This window comes from Cetobacterium sp. NK01 (assembly GCF_024506395.1).
Taxonomy (GTDB): Bacteria; Fusobacteriota; Fusobacteriia; order Fusobacteriales; family Fusobacteriaceae; genus Cetobacterium_A; species Cetobacterium_A somerae_A.
This window is the reverse complement of sequence record NZ_JANIBO010000001.1, coordinates 363,456-380,074: the sequence shown is the minus strand read 5'-3', so window position 1 is coordinate 380,074 and position 16,619 is coordinate 363,456. Positions and strand designations below refer to the sequence as shown.

The window sequence follows — 16,619 nt, the reverse complement described above, 5'->3', positions numbered from 1 at the left end:
AAAAGGGAGCTTTCAAGCTCCTTTTTTATATTGTTTGATTATTATTTTTCCTTATCATCTTCATTTCTAACTTCACTTGCTTCAGCTTCAACATTTGGATCTAATATATCTGGAGCAGGAGGAGTTTCTTTTTTTTCAGTAGAACACACACATGTTTTAGGAAGTTCAACTTTAGATTTATTACAACATTTTGACATAAAAATCACCTCTTTAATTTCTTTGATATATTCTTCTTATTAGGTTTAAAATTTCCTTTAATAATGTTAAAATAAATTTATACTATTTTTATTAATAATATTTTGGAGGGATTTAGTGAAAAAATTATTATCAACAATTTTTTTTATTTCATCATTAGTATCTTATGCTGAAGGGTTTCAAATTATTACTTTGGGAAGTGACGGTGGAGTAATGGATGGAAATATTTCTGGATATCTTATAAGAGATAAAAATGATGAAAATTTTATAGCTTTAGATGCAGGAACAGTACTTCCTGGAATAAAAAGAGGATTAGAAAAAGAGAGTTTTAAGAATATAACTATACCTCAAGATACAGAGTGGAGTGATATTGGATATATTTTTAGAGAGAAAATAAAAGGATATCTGATATCTCATGGACATTTAGATCATATATCAGGATTAGTAATATCATCAACAGAAGACACTACAAAGGATATTTATGGATTGAATAGTACAATTGAAACTTTAAAAAACAATGTATTTAATTGGAAACTTTGGCCAAATTTTTCAAATGAAGGTGAGGGATTTAAATTAAATCAGTATAAATATCAGGTATTAGAACCAAATAAAATTAAAGATCTAAATGGTACAAATTTAAAGGTTGCTGCATTTCCGTTAAGTCATAGCAATTATGAATCAACAATGTTTTTATTGGAAAATAACGGTGAATTTATAGTATATTATGGAGATGTAGGACCAGATAAAGTGGAAAAAAGTAATAGGTTAGAGGAGAGTTTTAAAGTTTTAGGGCCTTTGATAAAAGATAAAAAACTGAAAGCGATAATGATAGAATCATCCTTTGATAACTCTAAAGATGATAAAGGTCTATTTGGGCATCTATCACCAAGATGGATAAATGAAGAGTTTAAGGTTTTAGAAAAATATTCAGGTAAGGGAACATTAAAGGGATTAAATGTGGTTATAACTCATATAAAACCTAGTTTAAAAAAGAGTGAAAATACGAGAGAGAATATAAAAAAAGAACTATTAAAGAATAATATACATGGTATAAAGTATTATTTTCCAACTCAAGGAGAATCATTAGAATTTTAAAAAAAACTAGCCTTAAGGCTAGTTTTTTTATTTAAATAAAGAATGCAAATAAGCTTCCCATAAGAATTAAAATAGAAAAATTTAAAATGGAAAAAAGAATGAAAAACTTTCTTTTTTCTTCTGGAAATTCACTAATATAAAGTTTATATGAGATTAAACTAGCTAAAGAAGCAATCAAAGTTCCAAGACCACCGATATTAACTCCTAGTAAAAGAGGTTTCCATTTAGTTGTAAATTCAGATATTAAAATTGCAGCAGGAACATTACTTATAAATTGACTTAGAATAATTCCTGTGAAATAAACTTGTGTTGATTCAGATAATAAATTAAACATCCAGGATCTTATTAATTCAATATTTGATAAGTTTCCAACAAAAATGAAAAAGCTAATAAAAGTAGCTAAAAGAATCCAATCTATTTTTTGAAAAATATTTTCTTTTTTATAAGTTAAATACCCAATATTAAAAATTGTGATATAAATAATTGGAAGTTTAAAGAATATACTTAACAAAACCGAGAAAAATATAGCTGTTGAAACAAAAACATTGATATTTTTTTTGAATATAGGAGTTTCAAGTTCAAAAATTAACTCCTCTTTAGAGGTAAAAAAATTAACAAGTAATAAAATAACAAGGCCAATGGTAGATATACCAAAAGTAATTTTAAAAAATTCAATTGGAGTTGGAGCAAATTTAGAATATAAATAGATATTTTGAGGACTCCCCATAGGAGTTAGTGCACTTCCTAAGTTGGCTGCAATAGTTTCTAAAATAATTATTTTTAAAGTTGAAAAATTAGATTTCTTTCCAATTATAATAGTTAATGGAATAAAAGTTATAAGAGCAACATCATTAGTTAGAAACATGCTAAAGAAAAAAACTAAAATAATTAATGCAGCACATATAATTCTTTGACTATTATATTTTTTTAAAAAGTTAATAGCTATAAAATCCAAAACATTTTCTTTTTTATAAAGTTCTACTACAACCATTAGGTTAAAAAGAATCATTAATACATGTGTATCAATATATGAAAACTTAGGAAGAATAATAAAACTTGTGATAATAGCAAAAAAAGTTGCTATTAAAAAAAGAGATTCTGATTTTAATTTACTAAAAAGATTAATGAGTAAAAATTTGTTTAAGTTCATAAAATACCTCTATTTTCTTTTATTTTAGTATTATTATAGTATTTTTAAAAAAATTCAGCAATTTATTTTATAAAATTTGAAAAAAAGTTTGACAATAAGGGATTAAATTTGCTATTATCATTTCAAATAAAAAAATAGGAGGAAATAAAATGACTATGAGAAGAGTTTTAAGGACACATAATAACTATAACAAAAAGAATAGAATTTTTGTGTGCCAAGAAAGCAATCTCAGGTATTTTATTATAGTTTAATTTTTTTATTATTCTATAGATTTATATTATTTGAGTCAGTGTTTTAAAGCACTGGCTTTTTTTATACAAAAAAATATTTAGGAGGATATTATGAAAAAAATATTAGGAATTTTATTATTTATTTTAATGGGAGCAATTGTATTATCAAAAGAAGTATTATATGTTGGAACAAATGCTGAGTTTGCACCTTTTGAGTATATGGAAAATGGGGAGATTATAGGATTTGATATTGATTTAATAAATAAAATTGGTGAAAAAATTGGAAAAGAGATAAAAATAAAGAATATAGCTTTTGATGGATTATTGCCAGCACTTCAAACAAATAAAATAGATTTAATAATTGCAGGAATGACAGTAACAAAAGAAAGAGAGAAGTTTGTAAATTTTTCAAATGATTACTTTGTAGCTAATCAAGTTATTATAGTTCCAGAAAATGAAGGTACTATAATCAATATGGATTCATTAAAAAATAAAAAAGTAGGAGTGGTACTTGGATACACAGGGGACTTAATAGTATCTAAAATTCAAGGAGTTAACAAAGTTCAGTACAATTCAGCACCATCTTCTATTATGGCTTTAAAAGGTGGAAATATTGATGCAATGATATTAGATTCAGCTCCAGCTCAAAGTTATGTGGCAAAAAATAAAGGTTTAAAAATAATAGAAATAGATAGTGAAGTTGAAAAATATGCAATAGCAGCAGAAAAAAATAATGAAAATCTTATTAAAAAAGTAAATAAAGCTTTGGAAGAGATAAAAGCAGAGGGTATTTATGATGAATTAATAATAAAACATTTTAATTAGGAGGAGAGAGATGAAGGAAAAGGTTATTTTAGCATATTCAGGAGGATTAGATACATCAGTTATAATTCCATGGTTGAAGGAGAATTATGACTATGAAGTTATTGCAGTGGCAGTAAACGTAGGACAAACAGAGGATTTTAAAGCAATTGAAGAAAAAGCATATTTAACAGGTGCAAGTAAATTTTATTTGGTAGATAAAGTTCATGAATTTGTAGAAGAATATATATTTCCAACATTAAAAGCAGGTGCTATTTATGAAAATAAATATTTGCTAGGAACATCAATGGCAAGACCAGTTATTGGAAAAGCTTTAGTTGAGGTGGCCCATATAGAAGGGACGAAATATATAGCTCATGGAGCAACGGGTAAGGGAAATGATCAAGTAAGATTTGAATTAGCTATAAAAGCTTTGGATCCATCTTTGAAAATAATAGCTCCTTGGAGAATTTGGGATATTAAATCAAGAGAGGAAGAGATTGAATATCTAGAGAAAAATGGAATTACACTTCCGTTTCATAAAAAATCTCCTTATAGTAGAGATGAGAATTTATTTCATGTAAGTCATGAGGGGTTTGACTTAGAATGTCCTTCAAAAGAGCCTAACTATGAGAATGTTTTACAATGGGTTAAGACTCTAGAAGCAGCAAATGAAAAATCTGAGTACATAAGCATTGAATTTATAAAGGGAGTTCCTGTTGCAATAAATGGAGAAAAAATGAGTGGAGTAGAAATTATAAAACAATTAAATAAAATTGGTGGAAATCATGGAATTGGTGTTTTAGATATGGTTGAAAATAGATTGGTTGGAATGAAATCAAGAGGAGTTTATGAAACTCCAGGAGGAACGATTTTATTTTTTGCTCATGAAGAGTTAGAAAGATTGTGCTTAGATAAAGATACGTATCAAGAAAAAATAAAACTATCACATGATTTTTCAAAATTAGTCTATAATGGGCAATGGTTTACAACTTTAAGAAAAGCTATAACAGCTTTTGTAGACATAACTCAAGAGTTCGTGACGGGGGAAGTAAAGCTAAAATTATATAAAGGAAATATTATTTTAGCAGGAACGACATCTCCATTTACACTATATTCAGAGGAATATTCAACTTTTGAAAAAGATAGTGTTTATAATCAAAAAGATGCAGAAGGATTTATAAATCTTTTTGGATTACCGATTAAAATAGAAGCACTTTTAAGAAAAAACTTTTGACATTTGAAAAAAAATATGATATTCTGCCTTAAATTAATATTTTGATAGAGGTTGCAAATTTTATTAGTAAATAAACTGAGATTAGTAGATCAAAGATGTTTGTTAAAAGGAAAATTTGCCGAAGTTTAAGTTTTTCTACTAAAAAATTTAAGCTGGGTACATAAAGAATATTTATGTAACTGTCACCAAATTGGTGTTGTGCTATCGTGGATTATTTTAAGCTAACATAGTTGAAATGAGAGTTTTAAGCGATGGTTATTTTTTTGACTATCGCTTTTTTTATTATTAAAATCATCTAAGGAGGAACTAATGAGAGTAGTAAAAAAATTTGGGGGAAGCTCAGTTGCAACAATAGAAAAAATAAAAGATATAGCTAAAGATATATCTAAAAACTATAAATATGGTGATGAAATTGTAATTGTAGTTTCAGCTATGGGAAAAACAACAGATGAGTTGATAAAATTAGCTAAAGAGATTTCAGAAACTCCAGATGTAAGAGAACTTGATTCATTATTATCAACAGGAGAGCAAAAATCAATCTCTCTTTTAAGTATGGCATTAAAAGAAATTGGATGTAAGGCTATCTCTTTAACTGGTGCTCAAGCAGGGATAAGAACAGGTGGAACACATACTAAAAATAAAATCGAAAGCATAAAAATTGATAGAATAGAAAAGCATTTAAAAGATGGAAAAATTGTAATTGTTGCTGGATTTCAAGGGGTAAATGAAGATGGCGATATAACAACATTAGGAAGAGGTGGATCTGATACGAGTGCTGTTGCCTTAGCTGCAGCATTAAAGTGCGATTGCGAGATATATACAGATGTTACAGGAATATATGGTGTAGACCCTAGAGTTTATAAAAATGCTAAAAAACTTGAAAAAATTTCATACGAGGAGATGATGGAGATGGCAAATTTAGGTGCAGGAGTAATGGAGACTAGAGCAGTTGAAATAGGGAAAAAATATGGTGTTAAGATTTACGTTGGACAAACTTTAGGAGTTGAAACAGGAACATATATATGTGATAATAGTGAAATAATTGAAAAAAAAGCTGTAACAGGAATATCTATAAATAAAAATGTTATAATGGTAAATTTAGAAAACTTTTTAGCAATTCCTAAAAATGTAGCAATCATTTTTAATAATTTAGCTAAGCATAGTGTTAATGTTGATATGATATCACAAAATGAAGTTGAAAACGTTAAGGGAAGTATAGGATTTACTTGTCCTTTGACAGATGAGCACTTTTTAAATAGATCATTAGAGGAGATTGCTAAGGAGATTCCAGATATAGAGGTTACAAAAAGAACAGGAGTTGTAAAAATATCTTTAGTAGGAATAGGAATGATAAGTAATTTTGGCGTAGCAGCAAAAGTTTTTGAAGTATTAGCAGAGATTGATTCATCATTTTATCAATGTACTACATCAGAAATTTCAATCTCGTTAATTATAAAAGAATCTGATACAATAAAAGTAGTAGAAAAATTAGCAGAAGTATTTTCAATATAATGGAGGGACTAAAATGTATAATATAGCAATAGTAGGAGCAAGCGGATTGGTAGGTGGAACTTTTTTAAAAGTTCTAGAGGAGAGAGATTTGCCAATAAAAAATTTATATCTTTTTGCTTCGGCTCGTTCAGCTGGAAAAGAGGTTATTTTTAAAGGGAAAACTTTAGTGATAGAGGAGCTTACAGAAAATAGTTTTGATAGAGAGATAGATATAGCACTATTTTCAGCAGGAGGAGATATTAGTAAGAAATTTGCTCCAATTGCAAGTGAAAAAGGTGTAATAGTAGTTGATAATAGTAGTGCTTGGAGAATGGACGAAAATGTTCCACTAGTAGTACCAGAAGTAAATCCAGAGGATATATTTAAAAATAATGGTATAATAGCTAACCCAAATTGTTCAACGATTCAATCAGTTGTTCCATTAAAAATAATAGATGAGCTATATGGTATAAAAAGAGTTGTGTATTCAACATACCAAGCTGTATCGGGAAGTGGAATAAAAGGAATAGAGGATTTACAAAGAGGATTAAAAGGAGAAGAACCAAAAACATATCCTCATCCAATAGTTAATAATTGTTTACCACATATAGATTCTTTTTTAGAGAATGGATATACTAAAGAGGAAGAAAAAATGATAAATGAAACTCGTAAAATTTTAAATAAAAAAAATCTTCCAATAACTGCAACATGTGTTAGAGTACCAGTTTTAAATGGACATTCTATATCAATAAATGTTGAGTTAGAAAGAGAAGCGAACTTAGAAGAACTAAAAGCAAAATTTAGAGAAACAAAAGGCATTGTGCTTGAAGATGATGTGAAAAATAATAGATACCCATTAGCTACTCAAGCTAATGGAACGGATGAAGTTTATGTGGGGCGTTTAAGAAAAGATTTTAGCATAGAAAAAGGATTAAATTTATGGGTTGTAGCTGATAATATTAGAAAAGGAGCAGCAACAAATGCAGTGCAAATTGCAGAAATTTTAATGAAAAAATAACTAGAGGAGAAAATATGCTAAAAGTAAATCCAAATTTAGATAAAATTGAGATATCTGTTATAAGAAAGATAGCAGAAGCTTGTAGGGAATATGAAGGGGGTGAAAAGCCACTGATTAATCTAACAATAGGAGAACCAGATTTACCACAACCTAAAATAATAATAGATGAAACTATTGGGTACATGAAAGATGCTAAATTAGGTTATCCACAGTTAGGTGGTATGGTTGAGTTAAGAGAAGAGATTGGAAGATATTATAAAGAAAGATATAGTTTAAATATAGAGCCAGATGAAATAATTATAACTGTTGGTAGTACAGAAGGATTATCAACAGCAATAAAGACTATAATTATGCCAGGAGATGAGGTTTTAACTCCTTTACCTGTTTATCCAGGGTATGAGCCATTAATAACATTAGCTGGAGCTAAGTTAATAAAAATGGATACATCAAGTGACAATTTTGAATTGACTGTTGATGTTTTAAAAAAATATGTGACTCCTCAGACGAAAGCTATCATTTTAAATTATCCATCAAATCCATCAGGTATAACTATATCTAGAAAAAATAGAGATGAGATATTAAAATTTGTTAAAGAGAATCATTTGTATATAATAAGCGATGAGGTTTATAGTGAAATTATATTTGAGGGTGAACATAATAGCTTTTTACAAGATGGATATAGAGAAAATGTTATTTTAATTAATGGTTTTTCAAAATCACATTCTTTAACTGGTTGGAGAATAGGATATATAATAGCAAGTAAAAAAATGAGAGAGTATTTGGTAAAGGTACATCAATATGCAGTAACATCAGCGAGTATAATTTCTCAAAAAGGAGCACTAATAGCTTTAAAAGAGTGTAAAGATATATCTTCACAAGTTGAAATTTATAAGAAAAGAGCTGAAAGTGTATATAAAAAGTTAAAAGAAAAACAAATATCTGTTATAAAACCAAAAGGAGCAATCTATATTTTTGTATCCTTAGATGGAATTACAAAATTAAACTCTTTAGATTTTGCTAAGAGTCTTTTAGAAGAGGAAAGAGTTGCAGTTGTTCCTGGAATAGCCTTTGGAATGGATAATTATATAAGAATTTCTTTAGTAAAAGATGAAGAAATTTTAAATGAAGCAATAGATAGATTTATTAATTTTGTAAATAAAAAAGATAGAGAATAAACTCTATCTTTTTTATTAAAATTTAACTTTATTTACTTCATCAGCAAATTTTTTAGTAATAAGTTGAGGTCTAGTGATAGCACCACCAACAACAACAGCATAAGATCCTAATTCCATTGCTAATTTTGATTTCTCTGGAGTGTCAAAATTTCCTTCAGCAATTATAGGAGTTTTACATTTTGATATTAACTCTTTAAGAACATCAAAGTTATTTAAGCCTTTAGACTGTTCAGTGTATCCAACTAAAGTTGTTCCAATATAATCAAAACCTAATTTTTCTGCACGAACTCCCTCTTCAGTAGTAGATATATCAGCCATAAATTTTTGGTTAGGATATTTAACTTTTAAAGACTTTAAAAGATTTAAATCAGCATTTATAGTAGCATCAAGAGCAATGACATCAATATCAGTAGCAATAAGTGCTTCTAACTCTTTTTCAGTGGGAGTAATATAAGAAACCATATTCTCATAATCTTTTTTTATGATACCAATGATTGGTAAATCAACTACTTTTTTTATTTCAAGAATATCTTCTACTCCATTTGCTCTAATTCCAACAGCTCCTCCTATTTGAGCAGCAACAGCCATTCTGCCCATTATAAATGAACTGTGTAAAGGTTCGTTTTCTAGTGCTTGACATGATACAATAAGACCTCTTTTCATAAAATCCTCCTAGTTGTTATTTTCTATAATCTCATTTATTTTTTGTTTAATAGGATCAGCCATAGCTCCAAAAATAGCTTGAATCCCACCTTGTACTTCTAAAACTCCAGTTGCACCAAGACTTTTTAATTTAGCTTTGTCAACTTTAGATACATCTTTAACAGATACTCTAAGTCTTGTTATACAAGCATCAACATCATCAATATTTTCTTTTCCACCAAGAGCAGCTAAAACTTCTTTAGATGTTTCAAAAAGAGAATCTTTAGTTACTATTTTAATCTCTTCATCATCTCCCTCTCTACCAGGAGTTGCAATGTTGAAACGCTTAATTAAGAATACAAAAGAAAAATAATACAGAGCAAACCAAATCGCTCCAATTATTAAAACATACATCCAATTAGTCGCTTCATTTCCTTGTAGAACACCAAAAAGAGTAAAGTCTATTAAACCTCCAGAGAATGTATTTCCAATAGATATATTTAATAAATCAGCTACAAGAAAAGATAAACCATCAAAGAATGCATGAACTCCATATAACCAAGGAGCAACAAATAAAAACATAAATTCGATAGGTTCTGTAATTCCTGTGATAAAAGATGTAATTGCAGCTCCTAAAAATAATCCACCAACAAGTTTTCTTTTATTTAGAGGTGTACAATGGTACATAGCTAAACAAGCAGCTGGAAGACCAAACATCATAGTAGCAAAACGTCCAGCAAAAAATCTAGTTCCCTCAGTAAATAGACCAGTATGATTAGGATCAGCTAATTGAGCAAAGAAAATATTCTGAGCTCCAACAATAGTTTTTCCAGCAACTTGAGCAGTTCCACCAAGCTCAGTATACCAGAATAAAGGATAAATCATGTGATGTAGTCCAACAGCTCCACTTAGTCTTAAAAGAAAACCATAAAGGAAAGTTCCAAAAATTCCTAAACTAGCAATCGACTTTCCAGCAGATGTTAGCCATCCTTGGAATGTTGGCCATGTTAAGAAAAATATTATACCGATTCCAATTGCTGCAAAAGAAGAAACAATAGGAACAAATCTTGATCCACCAAAGAAACCAAGAACAGCAGGCAGTTTAATATTGCTATATTTATTATGTAGGTAAGCTACTAAAGAACCTATAACAATAGCTCCAACAACACCTGTGTCGATAGACCCTACTTCAGGTTTAAATGCTGTAATTAATCCTTTAATAGAAGCATTCATAACTAAAAAAGCTACAGCACCAGCTAAACCAGCTGTTCCTTTATCTTTTTTAGCTAATCCAATAGCAAGTCCAATACACATAATAAGAGCTAGATTAGCAAAAATAACTTCTCCAGAAGCAGACATAACTTGTAAAATACCTTGTAGAATTGGTATATTTAAGAAAGGATAAGCATTGACAGTGTTTGCGTTTGAAAGAGCTCCTCCAATTCCTAAAAGCAATCCAGCAGCTGGTAAAATAGCTATTGGAAGCATGAATGATTTACCAATTTTTTGTAAATTTTTAAACATAGTAACCTCCTGTTGCATAAATTATTTTCATATAAATATACATATATGAAAATAATTTTCATTAATTATAGTATGAATATATCACATAAATATTAAAATTACAACAAAAAAACAGCTTTTAAGCTGTTTATTTTAAAATTGCTTCAATTGTTAATTGCATTTTTTTTCTTAAATCCTTGTTAGATAAAAGAATTGTAGAGATTAGGTCAAAAAGATACATAGTTGAGAATTGAGTGTTAATAAAATCTCTTTTATGAATAAAATCTGAAGCACAAATCAAAATTAAATCGTTGGAAAATTTTTTTATGGAACTATTAGGAAAACTTGTAACTCCAATTGTATGGGCACCATTTTTTTGAGAAACTCTTAAAGAATCCACAATCTCTTTTGTTTCACCAGAAATAGATATTCCAATAACAAGATCATCAGCTGAAACAATAGCACTATTTATAATCATCATATGAGAATCAGTGATACTAGAAACGTTAAATCCCATTCTTAAAAGTCTTTGCATAAATTCATGTGCAGTAAGTCCAGAGCTTCCTACCCCATATATGTAAATTCTTTTAGCTTTTTTTATCTCTTCAACAACTTTTAAAATAAGTTTTTTATTGATTAATTGGTTTGTTTTTTCGATTACCTCTGTATAATAGTTATGAACAGCTGAGAAAAGATCATTTTCTTTAGGAAGAGGGTTATTAAAAGTTGTATTTAACTTAATTTTCATTTGAACAAAACTATCGCAATTAATTTTTTTAGAAAATCTAGTTATTGTAGAGGTAGATGCTCCCGTTGCTTTTGAAAGGTTGGTGATTGATATATTTTCAATATTATCTTTATGTTTGAGTATATAATTAGCGATATCTTTTTCTTTTTGGGAAAAACTGTTATACCTTTGTTTTATTTCATATACGATATCCAAAGTAAAACCTCCTAGAATATTTATATTATAACTATATCATAAATAAATTTATAAAAAAATAGTTATTTTCATGATATAATAGCCACTAGATAACGATTTCATTGGGGTGAAATATGGAAAAAAAAATAAGAGTGACTTTACCTAGAAAAATAGTTGAGATTTTAGAAAATGATATTGAGGAATTTTTTATAAAAAAAAATACGTTATTAAATTATATATATGCAGAAAAAATAAAGGAAAACCAAGAGAAGAAATTTATTTATCCTTATAAAGGAGAAACTTCAGTTATTCAATTTAATTTAAATAAAAAAAACTTAGAAGGATATTATAATTTTTTAGAGGAAAATAATATTCAAAATGAATCAGAGTTCTTTAGAGAAATTTTAATTGAATATGCTAGTTTAGGAAAGAAAAAGAGAGAATGTTTTTTATTTAAAGAGATAGTTGAAAGAATAAATTATTCAATAAAAGAGAAAAGAACAATCAAGATAGTTTTTCGAGATGAAAAAAATATTGAAGTTGAACCATATTTGATTGAAAGTTCTAAGCTAGAGGTTATGAATTATCTATTTTGTTATAATTTGAGAGAAGGAAAATGGAAAAACTATAAGATTAAATATATAAAATCAATTTATATAAAAAATACATCTTTTAAGCTAAGAGATAAAGAGTTTATAGATAAAATGAAAGATAATTTTGATCCTTTTATATCTTTTGGACAATATATTAAGATTAAATTAACAACAGGTGGAAAAAAGATATTTAATGAAATAGAAACAAATAGACCACAAGTTATAAAAATCGATAAAGATGAGTATATATTAGAATGTTCACATGAAAAAGCAAAAAGATATTTTAGTTTTTTTTTAGATGAAGTTGAAATATTAGAACCACAAGATTTAAGAGAGTGGTTTAAAGAGAAGTATAGAAAAGCCTTAATTAAATATGAGTAATAAAAAATCCTCATCGAAGATAGTTTCTTTAATGAGGATTTTTTATTATATATTTTTTAATTTTTCGGGATTATATCCTAAAATAACACCCTTATCTGATCTAATAATAGGAGTTTTAAAAAGAATAGGACTCTCTAGAAGCAAATCCATTGTGTCATAAACCATATATTCTAGGTTTCTTTTTTTATACTCTTTTCCTTCAATATCTAAAAAGTCATTTAAATCATAGTATTTTAAGAAATTTTCAAACTCTTTTTTTGAGGGAGCTTTCTCAAGTAAATCAATAAATTGAGTTTTAATTCCTCTTTCTTTAAAAAATCGTTGAACTTTTTTAGTTTCGTTACAGCTCTTTTTTCCAAAAATTTGTATTATCATAATTATACTTCAATATACCTCCATTTTCCTTGTCTAAATCTATACAAACACGCTAACCCACGATATGTTAAATCTACAATCATTACCATCCAAGCACCATTTAAACCAAAGTTAAATATATATAAGAATAGATATGTAAGTGGAATTCTAACTAAAAATACACCAATAGATGTAATCCAAAGAACAGATTTAGTATCTCCAGCTCCTCTTAAAGCACCACTTAAAACCATTGAAACCGCTAAAATAGGCTGAGCGATAGATACGATTCTAAGGGCAGAACTTGCCATAGGAACTATAGATTGTTCCTTTGTAAACATTGAAATTACAAATTTTGGAAAAATCATAAAAATAAATCCAAATGCAGTCATAACTCCCATAGCTAAAAACATGTTTAAATAGCCAGCTTTTTTCGCTTCTTGATACTGTTTTGCTCCTAAGTGCTGTCCAACAAGAGCAGTACCAGCAACAGAGAATCCAAGTCCTAAATTGAAGGAGAAAGACTCTGCAGTTAAAGCTATTTTATGTGCTGCGTATTGAAGTGTTCCTAAGTTTATAACCATAGCTTCAAAAATAAGCATCCCAATTCTAAATATTCCTTGTTCTCCAGCAGAGGGTAATCCAACTTTTAAAAGCCGTCTACAAATCTCTTTATTTATTTTAAAATCTTTTTTACTTAATGCAATACAATAATTTTTTTTATATATTATTAAGAATGAAAATATTAAAGTAACTATTCCTCTAGATATTGTTGTAGCTACTCCAGCACCAAAAACTCCAAGATTTAAAACAAAGATAAAGATATAATTAAGTAATATATTTGAAAAAATACTAATTGTATTATTAATCATTGGAATTTTAGCTTTGTTAATAGATCTAAATCCATATGAAAAAATAATGTTAAAGCACAAAAAAGGAATTCCTAAAGAAACAACTTTTAAATAATTTAAAGCATCTGTTATAGGTTGGTTTTTACTAATAATTCCAAGGATATTTTTACCGAAAATAATAAAGATAAAAGTAACGATGAAAGCTGCAGGAACTCCTAAGATTAAACTTTGACTCATCCCCTCTTTAGCTTCATTATAATTTTTAGCTCCAAATGCACGACTGACCATAGCTGTAGTTCCAACACTGATTGCGAAAAATATTGGAATAACAGTTAAAATTGGAGCAGTTCCTAAACCGACAGAAGCAATAGCTTCTGGACCTAATCGTCCAACCATAATTAAATCAAAAAATCCAAGTAGTGTTTGCACAAACATATCTACAATAGTAGGTAAAGCAATAGTAAAAATAGATAGAATTTCACTTCTATTTTCTCTCCAAAGAGAGCGAATTTGTTTCAAAATAATCCCTCCAAAAATTTATTTCTAAAGGGTATTATATATTAAAAAATTTAAAATTGATATATAAAATTTTCAGCTGGAAGTTTTTTTTGAATGATACCATTTTCGTATAACCAATTAACATTATTTTCCCAAATTTTCTTAGTTTGAGTTAAAAATTTATTTTGAGGTGTTTCCATTATTGGTAGTAAAATTTCTAAACTTTCCTTTTCTACAGTTTCACTTAGTGGAAATTGATCAACAGCTTGTTTTGAAAGAAGAAGATTTAAAGATTCACTAGGATTGTTCTTAACATCTTCAAATCCTTTTTGCATAGCTTTTAGAACTTTTGTATAAGTATCTTTATTTTGGTTTAAAAGTTCATCATTAGCAACTAAAATAAGTTCGTATGCTTGAGGAATTCCAAAGTTATCAATTAAAAAATAGTTTATATCTATACCTTTCTCTTTAATAACAGGAACTTCATGATTAATCATATTTCCAATTGTAAAATCAACTTGATTTGTAATCATAGATGTTAGAAGTTCAAATCCTACATCAGTAATTTTAAGAGAGTTAGGATCTAAATTTTGAGAAATCATCATTGATTTTAAATACGTTTCAGAAAGAACTCCACCACTAGTACCTGCAATTTTATTTTGAAAATCTTTTGGAGAAGTTATATTTTTTTCTTTTAAAGATATAACTGTATTAACGGATCTTTGGAGTATTGCACCAAAAGATTTTATAGGAACGTTTTCATTAGCTCTTGCCATAATGACACTATTTAAATAAGAGATTCCTATATCAGCTTTTTTTGCAGCAGGCAAAGTTAAAGAATCACTAGGTGAAGAGGGGTAAATTATGTTTAATTTTATTCCTTCATCTTTAAAATATCCTTTTTCAACAGCTGTGTAAAGAAAAGAGTGTACAGCATTAGGATACCAATCTAAAATTATAGAAACTTCTTTTAAATTATCCTCTTTTTTTGAATTGCAACTTAGTAATAAAGTAACAAGTATTAAAACAGTAAGTATTTTTTTCATTTGCTCCTCCAATGTAATATTATATTTTCGAATATAGTTATAATTTGTACTAAAGTTATAGCAAGTAAAGATATAATAACTATAGGTGCAAAAACTCCAGCACCATCTAATTGAGACATCATTCTTTTACTAAAATATCCAAGACCAGATGTAGCGCCTAACCATTCTCCAATAGCTGCTCCAATTAAAACAAGAGGAATACTCATTTTAAGAGCTGAAAAAAAATTGGGAAGGGCTCTAGGCAATTTTAACTTTAAAAAAATTTGTGTTTTACTTGCTTTAAGACTTTTAAAATAATTAATCTCATCTTTTTCTACATTTTGTAAACCGTTATATATAGTTATTGTAACTGGGAAAAAAGATATAATTACAGCAACCACAACTTTACTCCAAATGGAGTAACCAAACCATAAGATAAAAATAGGAGCTAGAGCAGTAATAGGAATAGTTTGGCTAGTTATAATTAAAGGATGGATACAACTGTATACTATATGACTAAAATCCATAGAGATAGCTAAAAATAGACCTAATAAAATAGTTAATATTAAAGAAATCACTGCAATATTGAGTGTAGCTGGTAAATGTATAAAGAAAAGACTTTCTTTGAGAATCCAGATTTTTTTTAATATATTTAAAGGAGTAGGAAGAATATAACCTTTATTAATATATCTTCCTAGAACTTCCCATAGTATAAAAAATGAAAAAAGAGAGATTAGAGAAAAATTAATTTTTTTCATAAAAGTTATCTCCTTTAATAATAGAAAGAATCTCTTTTCTCAGATGTATTTTTTTTTCAAGAGTTATATTTTCAGGAACTAAAAACTCTTTAAATTTAGAAAGAGGTTTTTTTGAACAAACAAAAATTCTATGAGATAGAAAGATTGCTTCATCAATATCATGAGTGATAAAAATCATACTTTTTTTAAGTGTTGATATTAGATTTAAAAGCCAATTTTGTAAATCCTCTCTAGTTATAGCATCTAAAGCTGAAAAAGGTTCGTCTAAGAGAAGCAAGTCTCCACCACTCATTAATGTACGAATAAGCGAGATACGCTGTTTCATTCCTCCAGAAAGCTCTTTAGGATAACTATCTGAATATTCTAATAAATCAAAACGTTTTAGGAGAGAGATGGCTTTTCCTTTTTCTATCTTTTTATTTCCTTTTTTTATTTCAATTGGTAAAAGTATATTTTCTAAAATAGTTCTCCATGGCAAAAGAGTATTTGATTGTGGCATATAAGATATACTTTTTAACTGAACAGTGCCATTAAAATTTTTTTCAATTCCTGCTAATATTTTTATGAGTGTTGATTTTCCACACCCACTTCCACCTACTATACTAATTAGTTCATTATGTTTTATATTAAATGAAAGATTGTCTAAAATAAAGTTATGATTATCGTATTTAAAAGTTAAATTTTTTACTTCAAGCATATTCAT

The 16,619-nt window shown here is 27.9% G+C and carries 17 protein-coding genes and 1 riboswitch; of the genes, 7 read left to right on the top strand and 10 right to left on the bottom strand.

The annotated features are described in order from the left end of the window. Positions 1-41: 41 nt before the first annotated feature. A complete protein-coding gene (locus tag NON08_RS01885; protein WP_256689835.1) occupies positions 42-197 on the bottom strand; it encodes a hypothetical protein in 156 nt (51 codons plus the stop codon). 115 nt (positions 198-312) lie between these two features. Here NON08_RS01885 and NON08_RS01880 point away from each other — a divergent pair, with 115 nt between their 5' ends. Beyond that, positions 313-1,290, top strand: coding sequence for an MBL fold metallo-hydrolase (locus tag NON08_RS01880; RefSeq protein ID WP_256689834.1), 978 nt, complete (start codon positions 313-315; stop codon positions 1,288-1,290). Between the two features lie 31 nt (positions 1,291-1,321). Here NON08_RS01880 and NON08_RS01875 read toward each other — a convergent pair whose 3' ends face one another. Then, positions 1,322-2,440, bottom strand: coding sequence for an SLC13 family permease (locus tag NON08_RS01875; protein ID WP_256689833.1), 1,119 nt, complete (start codon positions 2,438-2,440; stop codon positions 1,322-1,324). Positions 2,441-2,781: 341 nt separating this feature from the next. Between NON08_RS01875 and NON08_RS01870 the strand changes: the two genes are divergently transcribed. The 5 genes from NON08_RS01870 to NON08_RS01850 all read left to right on the top strand — a co-directional run bounded on the left by NON08_RS01870 (position 2,782) and on the right by NON08_RS01850 (position 8,392). After that, positions 2,782-3,495, top strand: a complete 714-nt coding sequence (locus NON08_RS01870; RefSeq protein WP_256689832.1) for a basic amino acid ABC transporter substrate-binding protein — start codon at positions 2,782-2,784, stop codon at positions 3,493-3,495. A 10-nt stretch (positions 3,496-3,505) separates the two neighbouring features. Beyond that, complete coding sequence (locus NON08_RS01865; RefSeq protein ID WP_256689831.1) at positions 3,506-4,708, top strand: argininosuccinate synthase; 1,203 nt, start codon at positions 3,506-3,508, stop codon at positions 4,706-4,708. A 37-nt stretch (positions 4,709-4,745) separates the two neighbouring features. Beyond that, a riboswitch (Lysine riboswitch) is annotated at positions 4,746-4,920 on the top strand. A 97-nt stretch (positions 4,921-5,017) separates the two neighbouring features. Further along, positions 5,018-6,220, top strand: a complete 1,203-nt coding sequence (locus NON08_RS01860; protein WP_185891313.1) for an aspartate kinase — start codon at positions 5,018-5,020, stop codon at positions 6,218-6,220. 13 nt (positions 6,221-6,233) lie between these two features. Continuing rightward, a complete protein-coding gene (locus tag NON08_RS01855) occupies positions 6,234-7,217 on the top strand; it encodes an aspartate-semialdehyde dehydrogenase (protein ID WP_256689830.1) in 984 nt (327 codons plus the stop codon). Between the two features lie 14 nt (positions 7,218-7,231). Continuing rightward, complete coding sequence (locus tag NON08_RS01850) at positions 7,232-8,392, top strand: pyridoxal phosphate-dependent aminotransferase (protein ID WP_256689829.1); 1,161 nt, start codon at positions 7,232-7,234, stop codon at positions 8,390-8,392. Between the two features lie 15 nt (positions 8,393-8,407). Here the strand turns inward: NON08_RS01850 and NON08_RS01845 are convergent, their stop codons facing one another. The 3 genes from NON08_RS01845 to NON08_RS01835 form a co-directional block, all read right to left on the bottom strand. After that, entirely contained in the window at positions 8,408-9,055 is a 648-nt protein-coding gene (locus NON08_RS01845; protein WP_256689828.1) for an N-acetylmannosamine-6-phosphate 2-epimerase, read from the bottom strand. A gap of 9 nt (positions 9,056-9,064) precedes the next feature. Beyond that, positions 9,065-10,558, bottom strand: coding sequence for a PTS transporter subunit EIIC (locus NON08_RS01840; protein WP_040406447.1), 1,494 nt, complete (start codon positions 10,556-10,558; stop codon positions 9,065-9,067). A 127-nt stretch (positions 10,559-10,685) separates the two neighbouring features. Further along, on the bottom strand, positions 10,686-11,480 hold the full coding sequence (locus NON08_RS01835) for a MurR/RpiR family transcriptional regulator (protein WP_023052168.1): 795 nt from the start codon (positions 11,478-11,480) through the stop codon (positions 10,686-10,688). Positions 11,481-11,593: 113 nt separating this feature from the next. Here NON08_RS01835 and NON08_RS01830 point away from each other — a divergent pair, with 113 nt between their 5' ends. After that, complete coding sequence (locus NON08_RS01830; protein ID WP_023052167.1) at positions 11,594-12,433, top strand: WYL domain-containing protein; 840 nt, start codon at positions 11,594-11,596, stop codon at positions 12,431-12,433. A 45-nt stretch (positions 12,434-12,478) separates the two neighbouring features. Here NON08_RS01830 and NON08_RS01825 read toward each other — a convergent pair whose 3' ends face one another. From NON08_RS01825 to NON08_RS01805, 5 genes are read right to left on the bottom strand one after another with little or no spacing between them, the layout of a single operon-like run. Further along, entirely contained in the window at positions 12,479-12,808 is a 330-nt protein-coding gene (locus tag NON08_RS01825) for an arsenate reductase family protein (RefSeq protein WP_256689827.1), read from the bottom strand. Between the two features lie 2 nt (positions 12,809-12,810). Further along, a complete protein-coding gene (locus NON08_RS01820; protein ID WP_256689826.1) occupies positions 12,811-14,154 on the bottom strand; it encodes an MATE family efflux transporter in 1,344 nt (447 codons plus the stop codon). A gap of 50 nt (positions 14,155-14,204) precedes the next feature. Further along, positions 14,205-15,179: an ABC transporter substrate-binding protein gene (locus NON08_RS01815; RefSeq protein ID WP_256689825.1), complete on the bottom strand. Its 975-nt coding sequence runs from the start codon at positions 15,177-15,179 to the stop codon at positions 14,205-14,207. After that, entirely contained in the window at positions 15,176-15,916 is a 741-nt protein-coding gene (locus NON08_RS01810) for an ABC transporter permease (protein ID WP_256689824.1), read from the bottom strand. Before NON08_RS01810 ends, NON08_RS01815 begins: the two co-directional genes overlap by 4 nt. Next, positions 15,903-16,619 (bottom strand): ATP-binding cassette domain-containing protein, encoded by a 717-nt coding sequence (locus NON08_RS01805; RefSeq protein ID WP_256689823.1) that lies wholly within the window; start codon positions 16,617-16,619, stop codon positions 15,903-15,905. Before NON08_RS01805 ends, NON08_RS01810 begins: the two co-directional genes overlap by 14 nt.